The sequence below is a fragment of the Asticcacaulis sp. P2_B1 genome (genome assembly GCF_056404915.1).
The window spans coordinates 63,352-77,746 of sequence record NZ_JBFUDD010000005.1 but is presented as its reverse complement, the minus strand read 5'-3'; the positions used below and the strand labels follow the sequence as shown (position 1 = coordinate 77,746).

The 14,395-nt window shown below is 63.7% G+C and carries 11 protein-coding genes; 5 read left to right on the top strand and 6 right to left on the bottom strand.

Annotation, left to right across the window (positions count from 1 at the left end; translation table 11 throughout):
- Positions 1 to 136 precede the first annotated feature (136 nt).
- The gene (locus AC1DX3_RS13735; protein ID WP_476989875.1) at positions 137 to 1,420 is read right to left on the bottom strand and encodes a glycoside hydrolase family 18 protein; all 1,284 of its coding nucleotides are present in this window, start codon (positions 1,418 to 1,420) and stop codon (positions 137 to 139) included.
- A 418-nt stretch (positions 1,421 to 1,838) separates the two neighbouring features.
- The gene (locus AC1DX3_RS13730; protein WP_476989874.1) at positions 1,839 to 2,396 is read right to left on the bottom strand and encodes a DUF1003 domain-containing protein; all 558 of its coding nucleotides are present in this window, start codon (positions 2,394 to 2,396) and stop codon (positions 1,839 to 1,841) included.
- Between the two features lie 156 nt (positions 2,397 to 2,552).
- On the opposite strand from AC1DX3_RS13730, the gene AC1DX3_RS13725 reads away from it, so the two are divergent.
- The 3 genes from AC1DX3_RS13725 (at position 2,553) to AC1DX3_RS13715 (ending at position 6,104) form a co-directional block, all read left to right on the top strand.
- Complete coding sequence (locus tag AC1DX3_RS13725) at positions 2,553 to 3,416, top strand: isoaspartyl peptidase/L-asparaginase family protein (protein WP_476989873.1); 864 nt, start codon at positions 2,553 to 2,555, stop codon at positions 3,414 to 3,416.
- Between the two features lie 74 nt (positions 3,417 to 3,490).
- Positions 3,491 to 4,879, top strand: coding sequence for a DUF1800 domain-containing protein (locus tag AC1DX3_RS13720; protein WP_476989872.1), 1,389 nt, complete (start codon positions 3,491 to 3,493; stop codon positions 4,877 to 4,879).
- Between the two features lies 1 nt (position 4,880).
- The gene (locus tag AC1DX3_RS13715) at positions 4,881 to 6,104 is read left to right on the top strand and encodes a DUF1501 domain-containing protein (protein WP_476989871.1); all 1,224 of its coding nucleotides are present in this window, start codon (positions 4,881 to 4,883) and stop codon (positions 6,102 to 6,104) included.
- 2 nt (positions 6,105 to 6,106) lie between these two features.
- Here the strand turns inward: AC1DX3_RS13715 and AC1DX3_RS13710 are convergent, their stop codons facing one another.
- Both AC1DX3_RS13710 and AC1DX3_RS13705 read right to left on the bottom strand, forming a co-directional pair.
- Positions 6,107 to 7,594, bottom strand: coding sequence for a TolB family protein (locus AC1DX3_RS13710; RefSeq protein WP_476989870.1), 1,488 nt, complete (start codon positions 7,592 to 7,594; stop codon positions 6,107 to 6,109).
- 109 nt (positions 7,595 to 7,703) lie between these two features.
- Positions 7,704 to 8,087, bottom strand: a complete 384-nt coding sequence (locus AC1DX3_RS13705; protein ID WP_476989869.1) for a response regulator — start codon at positions 8,085 to 8,087, stop codon at positions 7,704 to 7,706.
- Between the two features lie 165 nt (positions 8,088 to 8,252).
- On the opposite strand from AC1DX3_RS13705, the gene AC1DX3_RS13700 reads away from it, so the two are divergent.
- Entirely contained in the window at positions 8,253 to 9,803 is a 1,551-nt protein-coding gene (locus tag AC1DX3_RS13700) for a hypothetical protein (RefSeq protein WP_476989868.1), read from the top strand.
- Positions 9,804 to 9,811: 8 nt separating this feature from the next.
- Here AC1DX3_RS13700 and AC1DX3_RS13695 read toward each other — a convergent pair whose 3' ends face one another.
- Positions 9,812 to 11,302, bottom strand: a complete 1,491-nt coding sequence (locus AC1DX3_RS13695; RefSeq protein ID WP_476989867.1) for an alpha/beta hydrolase family protein — start codon at positions 11,300 to 11,302, stop codon at positions 9,812 to 9,814.
- A 156-nt stretch (positions 11,303 to 11,458) separates the two neighbouring features.
- Here AC1DX3_RS13695 and AC1DX3_RS13690 point away from each other — a divergent pair, with 156 nt between their 5' ends.
- Complete coding sequence (locus tag AC1DX3_RS13690) at positions 11,459 to 13,252, top strand: vWA domain-containing protein (RefSeq protein ID WP_476989866.1); 1,794 nt, start codon at positions 11,459 to 11,461, stop codon at positions 13,250 to 13,252.
- Between the two features lie 150 nt (positions 13,253 to 13,402).
- On the opposite strand, the gene AC1DX3_RS13685 is transcribed toward AC1DX3_RS13690, so the two are convergent.
- A complete protein-coding gene (locus tag AC1DX3_RS13685; protein ID WP_476989865.1) occupies positions 13,403 to 14,320 on the bottom strand; it encodes a polysaccharide deacetylase family protein in 918 nt (305 codons plus the stop codon).
- Between the last annotated feature and the right edge of the window lie 75 nt (positions 14,321 to 14,395).

Here is a 14,395-nt window from a genome sequence, read left to right as displayed (position 1 = left end):
CTCCTATGGCTGCCATGATCTTCCGATGCCCCTAACAACGCCATGCGAAGATGTTGCCGGTTCGTAAAGCGTATGTAAGGTGAACGTTCGTGACAACTCTTGCGACCGCCCTCCGCCATCAACTGAACCGCTATTCTTAATGCCCCGGAGACCCCTCAGGCGCCAAATCCTGCCCATTCTCACCGCTCGCGGCGGCGGCCATGGCGTCGACCAGGGTGCCGTCGTCCTCGCTCAGTTCCCAGGCGAACAGGCCGGCCAGGCCTTCGTGGCGGGCATAGGCGCCCTTGGCGGCGATGCTGCGGGGCGTGTCGAGCGACAGGAAGCCGCCGGTCTTCGGGTCGTACATATAGGCTGCCTGGGCGGCTTCGTCATAGCCGGCCGTCCAGCCCTTGGCAGGCAGGTCGCGGGCCTGGACCTCCCGCCAAGACGAGGCGCCGACAAACGTGCCGGCCGAGGCGCTGGCCGGGAAGCGGCCGGCGTCGAAGCTGGCCTTGGTCCATTCGCGGGCATAGAAGCCGGCGCCCAGCACCATCTTGTCCTGGGGCACGCCGGCGGCTTCCAGGTTGCGGATCATGGCGTCGGCGCCATAGCCGTCGGTTAACGGGGTGGCGACCAGGTTGGTGTGGTGGCCGGGCCAGCCGCCGCCGCCGGAATAGTCGCCGATGCGCTGGAAGGCCTTTTCCGGCGTGAAGTCGTAGGTCATGACGAAGACGAGGTTGAAGTCGTCGGCGACGCCTTTCCAGTCGATGCCGGCCACCGAGCGGGGATAGCCGGCAACGGCGGTGGTCAGGAGCCGGTCGCGACCGTCCCCAGCCTTCATCGTGTCGAGCGCATGGCGCAGGCCCTCGATAAGGGCGCGATGGTCGGCCGCCTCGGTTTGTCTTGCCGCATCCGAAAGCAGCGCCCGGGCATTGTCGCCGCCGCCGGGATATTCCCAGTCGATGTCGAGGCCGTCGAACACCGGGTAGCGCTTCAGGAAGGCCGTGGCGGACTCGGTGAAGACCTGGCGGTGGGCTGGGTCGGCGACGACGTCGGGGAACATCGGCATGCCCCAGCCGCCGACGGAGGCGATGACTTTCAGGTCCGGATTGTGTTGCTTCAGTTCGGCGATCGCCGCGAGTTGCGCATGCGTCGTGTCGGTGTCCGGCAGGGTAATGCCATAGTCGGCCGTGCCGGCGCAGATCGCCTGCCGCGCTTTTTTCTGCTCGGTATCGAAAGCCGGGTTGTCGCCGCATAGGGTGACGAAGGCATAGACGAGATGGGTGAGCTTGGCGGTCGAGGGGCGTTGCAACGCCTCCACGACCTCGCCGGCAGGGAAATAGTAGGCGGCGACCACGGGCTTGGCCATTGCGGCGGCCGGAAGTCCCAGCCCGGCAAGGGCGAAACAAAAGGCGGACAAAAAAGCGGTGCGCGCGGTCATGTCATGTGTCCTCAAATGCGTTGTGTCTCGCCAATGGATATATCCAATATCCGGCCAGGACAATGCCAATTTATCCCATAGGCAATCACTGAGCAGAATGGAAATTTCACGCTCAATCTGTGGATTCGTTCGAAAAAAGGGGCCCCACCACCAACGCGCAAGGGCGCGTCGGTCCCGTCTCTGCGAACGCTGTACGTTCGCGACGCTCCGCCCCGGGCCTCGGCGGCAGCCAAAGCGGGGAGGATCAAGTTTATCGTCGTCTGCGCGTCTTAGAAGGAGCCCCACCACCAACGCGCAAGGGCGCGTCGGTCCCGTCTCTGCGAACGCTKTACGTTCGCGACGCTCCGCCCCGGGCCTCGGCGGCAGCCAAAGCGGGGAGGATCAAGTTTATCGTCGTCTGCGTATCTAAGTATGTCTTCTACGACGACGTCTTGCCCTGCGGCATGAGCTGCTTGTGAACCTCGGTTGTCAAGGTGGCGACTTTTTCTGTCAAAGCCTTAACCGTCTCGGTGAGCTTCGTGTTTTGCTCGACCATCTCAAGCAGCATGGCTGTCTGACTGGCGGCAATCGCCTGGCGCTCGTCACTGGCGTGGGCGAGGTCTTCACGATGGTGGGCATCGGCCTCCGCCGTGCATTTGTCGCGGTCGGCCTGGCGTGTTTGAGCCAGCAAGATGAGCGGCGCGGCATAGGCGGCCTGGAGGCTGAAGGCCAGGTTCAACAGGATAAAGGGATAGATGTCGAATTTGACCAGGCCCGTGGCGTTGGCGACGATCCAGGCCGTGACGACGCAGGTTTGGCCGATCAGGAAGGTCGGCGTACCGAAAAAGCGGGCAAAGGCTTCCGCCTTCAGGGCAAACCAGTCGTCGCCGAACACGGAGTGGAGGTGGGCGTGGGCGCGGTGGAAGCGCAGGACATCACAGATTTCGGGCGACTTTTTGGTGTTGGCGTCTGGAACCGGGTTCGTCTGGGCGTTCATCTTGTTGCTCCTGAGGTTGGACGGATAATGTGCGCTGAAGAGTGTTACATTATATTATAATGCCGGTCAGAAAAATGGCGCTCGACCTGGCGCGGAAAAACGATTTCACCTGAAAGCATTTCAGTCTAAGACCGCCGCGAACAAGGAAAGAGACTCATGATCGCTTTAGCCCTCCACGGCGGCGCCGGCGCCAAGCAAGGCCGCGACTATTCCGCCGAGATCGCCAATATGCGCCAGGTGTGCGAAACCGCCCGCGCCGCGTTGCAGGGCGGCGCCACGGCTTTGGATGTCGTGACCGATGTGGTGACCGCGCTGGAAGACTCCGGGCTCTATGTCGCCGGACGCGGCGCTTCGCCCAATGCCGCCGGTTGGTACGAGCTCGACGCCAGTGTAATGAACGGCACCGACCAGGCATGCGGTGCCATCGCCGCCCTGCAGGGCTTCAAGAACCCGGTCCAGGTGGCGCGCGCGGTGATGGACCGCACGCCTCACGTCATGYTGGCCGGCGAAGGGGCGGCCCTTTTCGCCAACGAGCAGGGCTTTGCCGGTATCGCCGACGAGGACGCTTATTTTCAACGCGCGGGCCGCTTTGAGTCCAACCATCCGCCCGGAACGCTCAGCCACGGCACGGTTGGCTGCGTCTGCCTCGACAGCCACGGCAACCTGGCCGCCGCCACCTCGACTGCCGGCGTGTTCGGCAAGCTGGCCGGCCGCGTCGGCGATACGCCGCTCATCGGCGCCGGTACGTGGGCCGACGCGCAGACCGCGGTGTCGTGCACCGGACAAGGCGAATATTTCATCCGTGTCAACGCCGCGTCACAATTGGCCTTCCGCCACATGGCCGGGCAACCGCTCGATGAAGCGGCGCAGCAGGTGCTGGAGCAGATCGTCGCCATGTCCGGCGAGGGCGGGCTGATTTCCGTCAACGCCCACGGCCATGTCAGTGTGCCGTTCCGTTCGCAAGGCATGAAGCGGGCGTGGTTTTCCGGGGAGTCTGAAATCACCTCGGAAGCGTTCTAATTCAACCATATTTCAGCCCTGAACGCCGCGTATTTTCGCACCTGCAAAAAACTTTTTTGCGGTAAAGTTCAGTCATGGTCCAGTCAGCAGAATTTGAGTCGGCGCTCGCCCTGTCCCGTTTCGGACTGGGGGCCAGGGCTGCCGGCACCCAAGCCGTCACCGGCGATATTCGCGGCCGGCTGCACGATGAAATCCGCCGCGGCGCGCCGCCGGTTACCGGTGAAGAGCCCCTGCCCTCCACGCCCGAACTGCTCGCAGAGCTGCTCGACCTCGTCAAGCTGGAACGCCGGCAGAGGAAGGCTCCACCACCCGCCGCCGGCGCCGAGGCCGCGGAGACGCGCAATCCGAATCCGACGTCCGAGCACTTCAACGCCGAAATCGACGCCCGCTATAACGGCAATTATGCCGACGCGACGGTGGGCTTCAACGAACGCATGGTCATGTTCTGGACCAACCACTTCGCCATTGCGACGTCGAAGTCGCGTGCCGTGCGCATCACCTCGGGCGCCTATGAACGCGAGGCCATCCGTCCCAATATTTTCGGCCGCTTCACCGACCTGGTTCTCGCCGTCGAGACCCATCCGTGCATGTTGAACTTCCTCGACAACGCCACCTCGATCGGACCTGAGTCGCGGGCCGCCTTGAAAAGCGGCCGCGGCCTGAACGAAAATCTGGCGCGCGAGATCATGGAATTGCACATCCTCGGGGTCAATTCCGGCTACAGCCAGGCCGACGTCACCAATTTCGCCAAGGCCCTGACCGGCTGGACCGTCAATCACCGCCAGAACGACCCCGACATTCCCTATGGTGACTTCATGTTCGCGCCCGGCAACCACCAGCCGGGCAATCAGGTCATTCTGGGCAAGGCTTACCACAATGCCGGTTTCTTCCAGGCCGCCGACATCCTGACCGACCTGTGCCAGCGCCCGGCCGCGGCCCACTTTATCGCCACCAAGCTGGCGACCCATTTCGTCGCCGACACGCCGCCCCCCAGCCTGGTCGACCGCCTGGCCGACACCTTTCGGGCCACCGGCGGGGACCTGGCCGAAGTGTCGCACGTCCTGATCGAATCCGACGAAGCCTGGACGCCCGAGGCGGTCAAGATACGCTCGCCGCAGGAATGGCTGATCGCCACCTTGCGCGGCACCGGCCTCACCCCGTCCCCGAGCCGCGTGTCCAAGACGCTCAGCATGATGGGCCAGCCGCTGTGGAACCCGTCCGGTCCCAACGGCTTTTCCGACCAATTCGCCGCCTGGGCGACACCCGAAGGCCTGACCGCGCGCATGAACGTCGCCTCCGATATCGCCGCCGAAGCGCCCGAAGACACCGACCCGCGCGACTTTGCCGAACGCCTACTGGGCCCGCGGCTCAGCGACAGCACGCGCGCCGCTATCGCCCATGCCGAGTCGGGACCGCAGGGCGTCAGCCTGGTCTTCCTGTCACCCGAATTTTTGAGGCGCTGACATGAACAGCTCGACACCTTTCCAAACACCGCTGGGACGCCGCCACTTTCTGCAGTGGCTTGGAGGCGCCGCGGGTCTTGGGGCCTTCAGCGCCATCATCCCCGCGCGCGCCCGGGCCGCCGGAGCACGCGATCCGCGCTTCGTCACCATCATCCTGCGCGGGGCGCTAGACGGGCTGAGCGCCGTGCCGCCGGTCGGCGATCCCGACTTCCAGAACCTGCGCGGCCGGTTGAGCGCGGCCGATCCGGCGCCCTTGCCGCTGGGCGGGTTTTTCGCCCTGCACCCGTCCCTGCCCAATTTCGCACGCCAATACAAGGCGGGTAACGCCCTGATCGTCCATGCCGCGGCGTCGCCCTATCGCGACCGCTCGCATTTCGACGGCCAGGACGTGCTGGAGTCCGGCTATGCCAGTGCGGGCAAGGTCGATTCCGGCTGGCTGAACCGCTTTTTGCAGACCCTGCCGACCGGTCAGGGCGTCGATCCGCGCCGAGGCCTGTCGGTCGGTACGGCGACGCCGCTGGTCATTCGCGGGCCGGCCAATGTGCTCGGCTGGGCGCCGACCAATCTCGGGCTCGACGACCCGGATCTGCCGGCGCGCGTGTTGGCCATGTACCAGGATGGCGATCCCGCCCTGGCGCAGGTCTTCAATGACGCCCTGATCAGCAACAGGATCGCCTCCGGGATCGACCTGAAAGTCGGCGGCAACGGTCCCGGCGACCCGCAGATGATGGTCACCATGGCGACCGGCATGGCGCATTTGCTGGCTGAAGACGACGGTCCGCGCATCGCCGCCCTCGCCTTCGAAGGCTGGGACACGCACACGACCGAGCCGGCGCGGCTGGACCGGCAGCTTGGTGGGCTGGACGGCGCGCTGGCGGCGTTCGAGACGACGCTGGGGCCGATATGGAATGACACGGCCATTTTGGTGATCACCGAGTTCGGCCGCACCGCCGCCGTCAACGGCACCATGGGCACCGACCACGGCACGGCGGCCGCGGCTTTCCTGACAGGCGGCGCGGTCAAGGGCGGCCGGATCATCGCCGACTGGCCGGGCCTGAAGCCGACGCAATTGTATCAGGCGCGGGATCTGGCGCCGACCACCGACCTGCGTGCGGTCGCGAAGGGCGTCATGACCGGTTTGTTCGATGTCTCGCCGGACGTATTGGCCAATAAGGTCTTCCCGGATTCAGCCGGCGTCGCCCCGATGCAGGGCTTAATTGTTTAACATTATGGGATCGGGCGATAGCTGACAAAGGCTATGCGCGTGCTGTCGGGCGACCAGGACGGCACGTTCATCGTGCCCTGACCGCCGAAGACGCGCGTCAGGACCTGGGCTTCACCGCCAGCCGCCGGCATGATCATCAGGCGGACATCGTGATTGGCCGGATGGTCGCCGACAGCCACCTCGGTGCCGAAGGAGACATAGGCGATCCATTTGCCGTCGGGCGACGGATGCGGGAACCAGTCGCGGGTATCGTCGGCAAAGGTCAGTTGTTCGGCGGCGCTGCCGTCCGGGTGCATGCGCCAGATCTTCATATTGCCGCTGCGGACGCTGTTGAAATATATCCACTGGCCGTCGGGCGAATAGTCAGCGCCGTCGTCGAGACCCGGCGTCGTGGTCAGGCGCGTCTCGGCGCCGCCGGCGGCGGGAATGGCGTAGACGTCGAATTCGTTGTTACGCCGGGCGATCACCGCCAGGGTCTTGCCGTCGGGCGACCAGCCGTGCCAGTAGGACGGGCCCTGGGCCGTGATCTGCCTGGGTTCGCCGCCTGTCGCCGGCAGGACGTAGACGCGCGAGACGTCATCGTCGCTGGTCTGGTCGCTGATGGCCAGCTGGGTGCCGTCGGGCGAATAGCCGTGGTCGTTATTGAGCGTGTGCCGGCTGCCGGTATCCAGCATGGCCGGCGTCCCGCCCGCAACGGGCAGGGTGAAGAGATGGCCTTCGCTGTTATACAGCAGGGTCGTGCCGTCGCGCGACCAGTTAGGCGCTTCGATATGGTCGGTGGTGTTGTAGACGACGACGCGATAGGTGGTGGTGACGTCGATCCATTCCAGCGTGCTTTCGACCTTGCTGACCGGCGTGGCGACCGGTGGCGGCACCGACAGGGCGACGTCGGAAAAGTCCATCGTCTTGGTTTCGGTGTCGCTGTGGGCGCAGACGGCCAGGCCGAGATAGTAGTCGCCTTCCAGCTTGACCGGATAACCACCGCCGGCGTGGTGCAAGACGCCATCGGGGCCGGCGACCGACATAAAGACATAGTCACCTTCGCGTTCGAGGGCGAAGCGGCCGGGTCCGGGCAGTTGCGCCTCGATCTCGTGGGTGTCGCCGCCCTTGACCTCGCGATATTGCAGGGCGACATGGCCGTTGCCGTGGACGACCAGGTCGGCATAGGCGCTGTCGGCATCGAGGCTCTGGCGCATCATGACGCCGGCCTTGCGGTGGGGGTCGCCGCCTGTACTGACCCAGGATAGGGTGGCGGCGATGGCCTGGTTGCCGGAGGCTTTTTTGCTAACGAAATGAAAGTCGTCCGTATGGGCCCAGATGTCGGCGCCATTGCCGGTGACGCGGTAGACGCCGGTCTTGGCGTCGAAGGTGGCCGAGCCGGGCTGTTTGACGGCGCCGATGTCGTCCTGCTGGGTGAATTGACCGATCGTGCCGGCGGTGGCCGGTCCGGCCAGCATAAGGGCCGCGGCGATAAGGATAGCTGATTTCATGACGTCTTCTCCGAAGGCGCCGCGATCTCACTGGCCGGGGCTGCCGGATTGATCCTAGCAGATCGGTGGCGGCGGAGAAGCCGGAAAGTTAACAGGCGCCTCTGGCGATTCAGCGGGTCAGGGCACGACGAACGCGGCTATCCAGCTGGTCGATGGTGAACGGCTTGGCCAGCAGGTCGATGCCGGGTTCCCCGACGCCGTTTTGCACCAGGACGTCGCCGCTATAGCCGCTGGTGAACAGAACCCGCAACTTCGGCCGGAGGATTTGCGCCGCCTGAGCCAGGGCGCGGCCGTTGGTCTGGGGCATGACCACGTCGGTGAACAGGAGGGCGATTTCAGGGTGACTGTCGATGGTCCGAAGGGCCGAAACGGCGCCGTCGGCCATTTCGACGTGGTAACCGAGATGGGTCAAGGCGTCGGCGCTGAATTGCCGGACCGACGGATCGTCGTCAACAACCAGGATCGTCGCTGGCTCGGACGGGGTATCGGTCATGGCGCCTCCGGTCATGTAGGGTGGCGAAAGCTACATGAGGTCGCCAAGTCTGGAAAGACGCAAAGGTTGTGCGCGCCGCAATCCACATCATCTCTTTATTTTTTGCCATGAGGTGACAGTTGGCGGGCGGCGCGTTAGGGTCCTTTCGCAATCGGGGGATGAACCATGAAGATCATAAGCACGTTGGCTATAACGGTCGCCATAGCCTTGGCGTCGACGAGCGTACACGCTTCGACAACTGTCAAGGAAGCGAACGAGGACGTGCACCGGAAGGTGACCGTGTCGCCGCTGGCCGCACGCCTTCAATCGATCAGCGACAAGCTGACGGCCCAGGATTATCCGGGTGCGCGGCTGCTCTTGAACGACGTCGTCGCGGACCCGGCCTTTGCCGACCTGCCCGCGAGCGTTCGCCACGGCATTCTGTCTACGCTGGCCATGACCGAATCCATGGCCGGAGACCAGGCCGCCGCCTATGATCACCTGGTCGCTGCCGGGCCTGCGACAGGCGACGCCACCGATCAGATGTATTACGGCACGATGATGGGCGCCGCCGCCGCGACCGGCCACAAGGACGTTGCCACCGATGCGTTTCTCGGCCTGGTTCGCGTCGCTCCGACCAGCGCGCAATATTTCGAAGTCGGCTTTGTCGTCCAGGTGGAGCGCGAAGCCCGTGCTCGCGACGACAAGGGCGCCACCCGCAAAGCGCTGCTGGAAGCCCTGTGGACCGCCCACTATCGCGGACCCAATATGTACCTGACGCCTGAACGAGCCTGGTTCGACCTGTTCGAAATATATGTCGCCGATGGCGAGACCGACAAGGCGCATGAGGTCATGACGGCGTTTCGCGAGCCAACTACAGTGATCCGCTTGCGAGCCGACAAACGGTATGCGCCGTTTCTGGTGACCTATCCGAAAGCCGGAGATTTCAAGGCCAGCCTGGAGGCTTCGCTTGCCGAGGCCCGTGCGCTCATGCTCGCCCATCCGCGTGATCTGGAAGGTGTCAGCGCTCTGGCCGTGCGGCTGGCCGATGCCGGGCAACTGGACGAATCCTTGAAGTTGGCCGACGACGCGCTGGCCAAGATAGCGGCAGCGCCCAAGGACAAGCCGGTCTATGATGATCAGGCCGAGCAGTTGCAATGGATTCACATGACGAGAGCGACCGTCATGCAGCGGCTTGGCCGTACCGAGGATCAGGTCAAGACCCAGGAAGTCGCCCGGGACAGCGCCGCCGGCAGTCGCGACGACGTCAGCCAGGCGATCAATCTCGGCGACGAATATTACGCTTCCGGCCGCCCGCAGGACGCGCTGGACGCGGTCAAGAATGTCGACAACCATGTCAGCGCCTACGGCCAGATGGCGGCCAACGAGGTGCGCGCGTGCGCCTATAAACAGTTGGGGGATACGGCGAAGCTGGCCGAGACCATGGCCTATATGAAGGCCCATTCGGAGGATGGTTACAGTCCCTATCGCAGCGCCCTGCTGTGCACGGGCGATGCCGACGGCATGGCGGCAAACCTCATCGAACGCCTCGACAATCCGGTTACGCGCAATGAAACCCTGACCTGGATGCAAGGCTATCTGTCAGAGCCCTCGACCGAATTCTACAAGCAGGAAGAACAGGTGGCGAAAACGGCGTGCAGTCGTCCGGAGGTGCAAGCCGCCGTCGCCAAATACGGCAATGTCGAATTTTATCCGATGTACAAGCAGGTCGAATGACTATTTGATCAGGGTTTGCGCCCCATATTCGTGTCGGCCCATTGAATGAAGCTGGCCATGTTGGGGGCGTCGGTGTGGCCGCCGTCGTGCTGGCGCCAGGCGAGTTGGCCATCCAGCAAACCGGTCAGGATCGGCGGCATTTGGGCGGTTTTGTAATCATCGCCCACGCCGAGATCCTTGGCGCCCAGCAGTTTCCATACCGGTCCGGCGGCGACGGTGGCCATATAGCTGCCCTGCTGGTCCAGCCACTTGGCGTCGCCGGCTGCGGGGGCGCCGTAGCTGATAAAGACCAGCCGCGGGGCGCAGAGCGCAATCAGTTCATGGGCGTCGACCGGCAAATCGTTCGCGGTCTTCGGGCCGCCATAGGCCAGGAAATTACCGGCCATCCAGTGATATTCGCCGCTGCCGGTCAGGCTTTCGACCGCTTCGCCGAAATTGCGCCGGTGCGGCTTGGCCCCGCCCTCGCCCGACGAACCGACCAGGACCATGTAGAAACGTGGGTCGAAGGCCATGGTAACCAGGGCCGCCTTGCCATAGCGCGACACGCCTTCGATGCCGACATGTTTGGCGTCGACGCCGGGCTGGGTTTCGAGATAGTCGAGCGCGCGGCTGGCGCCCCAGCCCCAGGCCCTGAGCGCGCCCCAGTCGTCGGGCTTGCGCGGCTGGCCCTTATTGACCAGGCCGATAATGCCGCGCGTCAGGCCAGCGCCGTTGTCGTCCTGGATGCTGACGGGGTTGATCAGGGCGACGCCCCAGCCGTCGCTGAGCAATTGCTGGATACGCTCTTCCGGGCCACTGCCGGGCGGCGGCGGAAATGGCGCCGGCGTCACCAGGTCATAGGCCGGATGTGAGGCGAAAACGGCGGCCAAGGACGGATCGCGCGCCACCGCCTCGGCTTTCAAAGCCGCGTCGATCTTGGCCACGTCGTCGGGAGATGGCTGCATCGGCGCCGGAAATTTCAGCGCGCCCCAGGTGAACATTTCCAGCACCGGTACCGGCTTGGCCGCGGCGCCGGCCGGCAGGATCAGCATCATCTGGATGTCGACATTGATCGATGGATCCGCGGTATTATCGACATGGCCGACCAGGCGCGTCGCCACTACCGGACGGAAATTGATATATTCGGTTTCGCTGGCGACCACGGTCCAAGTGACGCCCGGTACATGCTCGGGGATGCGGCCATAGACCTGGCTTTCGAAGTCGGCGGCGATCTCCGGACGGCGCTGCTGCCACCATTGCTCCGCGGTCGTGACTTTTCGCCCGTTTTTCAAGGTCAGAACGTCGGGCCAATCGGGATAGGGATTGGCCTTGGATTCGTCGTAATTGGCGTGATCGGGGGCATTCTCGTCACCGCTGGGGCCGGGCCGCAAAGTGGTGATATGCAGTTGGTCCATCATGTTCCGATGGTCCTGTTCAGCGGTCATGGGCGCGGGCGTCTCAGCCATGGCCGGCAAGGCGGTTAGCGCTAACACGGAGAGGCATAAGGTGAGGCGTTTCATGGTATCGTCCCTGGTCGTTTTTTGGAATTATTTGTCGTCAATCTGACACGGAAAACCTGCCACGTGAAGGCCTTGTTCCGTGACATATTTTTTACGTAATCGGGGTTGAGTATCGCCGTTATGCCCGGCACATGCACGGGGAACAGGGAGGGTTTTATGCGCGGAATCTTGTTGAGCGGCGCGGCCGCCATGGTGTTCGTTTCATCGGCGCCTTTGCCGTTCGCGGCGGTTGCCACGACGCCCGTGCCCAAGCCGTCGCCGGTACGCTGCGTCGACGGTGGCGATGGCAACAATGGCAGGGTGAGCGGTGGCGTAGTTTATGCGCCTGCCGTGGTTTCACCTATCGCGCCCCCGCCCCCACCCCTCGTCAAGCCCCGCGTGTCACCCCCGACGGATATGGCCGCTCCGCCCCCCATCCCAATGCCACCGGTTCCGCAGCAAAAACACGTCGAGTATGCCGCGCCGCCGGTGCAAATGAACGCCGCAGCGCCGCCTGCCTACGCAGGTTATCTAGGTCTGTCACGGCGGGCGCCCGAGCCCAATACCGAGACCTATGACGAGAACAAGGTGTCCGGTGTCATGAGCGTCGCGTCCGCACCGGTTTCAACCTTTTCGGTCGATGTCGACACCGGCGCCTATACCAATGTACGGCGCATGCTGAACCGCGGCGAAGCCCCGCCTGCCGACGCCGTGCGCACCGAGGAAATGCTCAACTATTTCCGCTATAACTATCCCTTGCCCGAGGACAGGACCAAGCCGTTCTCGATCACCACCGACATGGCCCAGACGCCGTGGAACGCCAATTCGCGCATCCTGCGGGTGGGCTTGCGCGCCTATGACGTGCCGCGCGCCGATCGTCCGGCGGCCAATCTCGTCTTCCTGGTCGATGTGTCCGGCTCGATGAATGACCCCGACAAACTGCCCCTGGTCAAGAATGCGCTCGGCATGCTGGCCGATCAGTTGCGTCCGGACGACAAGGTGTCGATCGTCGTCTATGCCGGCGCCGCCGGTGTGGTGCTGGAACCGACTTCCGACGGCAAATATGTCCACCAGGCGCTGGAATGTCTCAATGCCGGCGGCTCGACGGCGGGCGGCGCCGGTATTGCGCTCGCCTATGATATGGCGCGCAGCCACATGGTTCGGGGCGGCATCAATCGCGTCATCATGTGCACCGATGGCGACTTCAATGTCGGCATCACCGATCGCAAGGACCTGGAAAAGCTGATCAAGGACAATATCAAGGACGGTATCACCCTGACGACGCTCGGGTTCGGCGAGGGCAATTACCAGGAACCGACCATGGAGCACCTGGCCGATATCGGTAACGGCAATTACGCCTATATCGACAACGCCTCCGAGGCCCGCAAGGTTCTGGACGACGAGTTGTCGGCGACCCTGTTCACGGTCGCCAAGGACGTCAAGATCCAGGTCGAGTTCAATCCGAAATATGTCTCGCAATACCGCCTGATCGGTTATGAAAACCGCGCCCTGGCCGAGGAAGATTTCAACAACGACGCCGTCGATGCCGGCGATATGGGCGCCGGCCACCAGGTTACGGCGCTGTATGAAATCATCCCGGCCGGTGTCGAGGGCTGGCTGCCCGACCGCCATTTCGACGCCAACAAGAGCGCCGACGTCGCGGCGAGCGGAGACCATGGCAATGAGATGGTGTGGCTGAAATTGCGCTATAAATTGCCGGATCAGGACAACTCGCGCCTGATCGAACAGGCGGTGCCGGCCTCGTGGATGAACGACCGGAAAACGGCGACCGGTGACCTGGCCTTTGCCGCGGCCGTGGCGGCCTATGGCGAGATACTGCGCGGTGATAAATATATGGGCGCCTATTCGCTGGCCGATGCGCGTGCTCTCGCCGGATCGCAGAACGATTACCGCCGCCAGGAATTCCTGGAGTTGACACATCTGGCCGAAACGGCGAAGGCCGGACGGTAGGCTTGCGACAGCAACCCCCTCCGTCACGGACTTTGTCCTAAAGACGGGCAAGCGCCGTGCCCAACGCTGGCGAAAGCTATACTTTCGCTCGCTATACCCCCGTTTCGCCCTGCGGGCTCACAAGGGAGGAGAAGGGTTATAGAGAAGTCGTTACAAGCACAGCTTGCTCAGGTTCGAGATATCGACCTGGGCAGGCGCGCCGTTCCAGATGTCGATGCCCTTTTCCCTGGCCGTGCGTTCGATGACGATACCGTCGCCGGCATGTTCGTCGGTTTCGGCATAGGCCGGGTCGCTCTCGGCCTGGTCGAGTGTGACGAAGCGCGCGCCCTCGGCCTCGAACTCGCTCAGGACCTGGGGCAGCATCAGGGCGGTGAAGGCGCCTTCGTGGATCAGCAGAACGTGCGAAATCTCGCGGCCATAGACCTTTTGCGAGCCGTAGCGCGCCACGGCGATCGAGGCCTTCACGCCCGCCATATATTGCGCCTTCATCTGCTCGATCGTCGCCTGGTCGCCCTTGGCCATGCAGCGGGCATAGGTGTCGGTATAGGCCCAGTCGTTGAAGCTGATCGAGACGTCGGCTATTCTGTAACCATGGTCCTTCAGATAGGCCATGATACCGGCGTGCAGGGCCGGATCGGTGCCGGCGGCCAGGAAGGGAAAGCGCAGATAGTGCCAGTTTTCGCCGGGCATGAGCTTGGCCAGCATCTCTTCATTGCCGGCGACATCGCCTTCGAAGGCCGCGAGCCCGCCGTCATTGATGTTCATGTGGGTGAAGCCATGATTGCCCAGGGGATAGCCGGCATCGCGCCACATTTGAAGCGCCTTATAGGTCGAGGGGTCTTTGGCGACATGGAAGCCGTTTATGAAGCCGTAAGCCTCCGGGACATTGTGCGATTTCAGCGCCGCCAAATAGTCGGCCGCCACCTGTTCGCGCGTTACGCCGGGCGGCACCGCGCCGTGGGCCGGCAGGTCGTCGGCGGTAATGGCGACATCGAAGCCCGGTGTTTGCGCGCAAGCCGCGCCCGCCAAAAGGGCGGCCGCCAGGGCCATGATCACGGGTAATTTCATAAGCGTTGTCCTCATAATTTCGGGCCAGCCTCTGGAGGGCGTTAACGCTAACATGCTCCGGATTTCGCCTCGCCG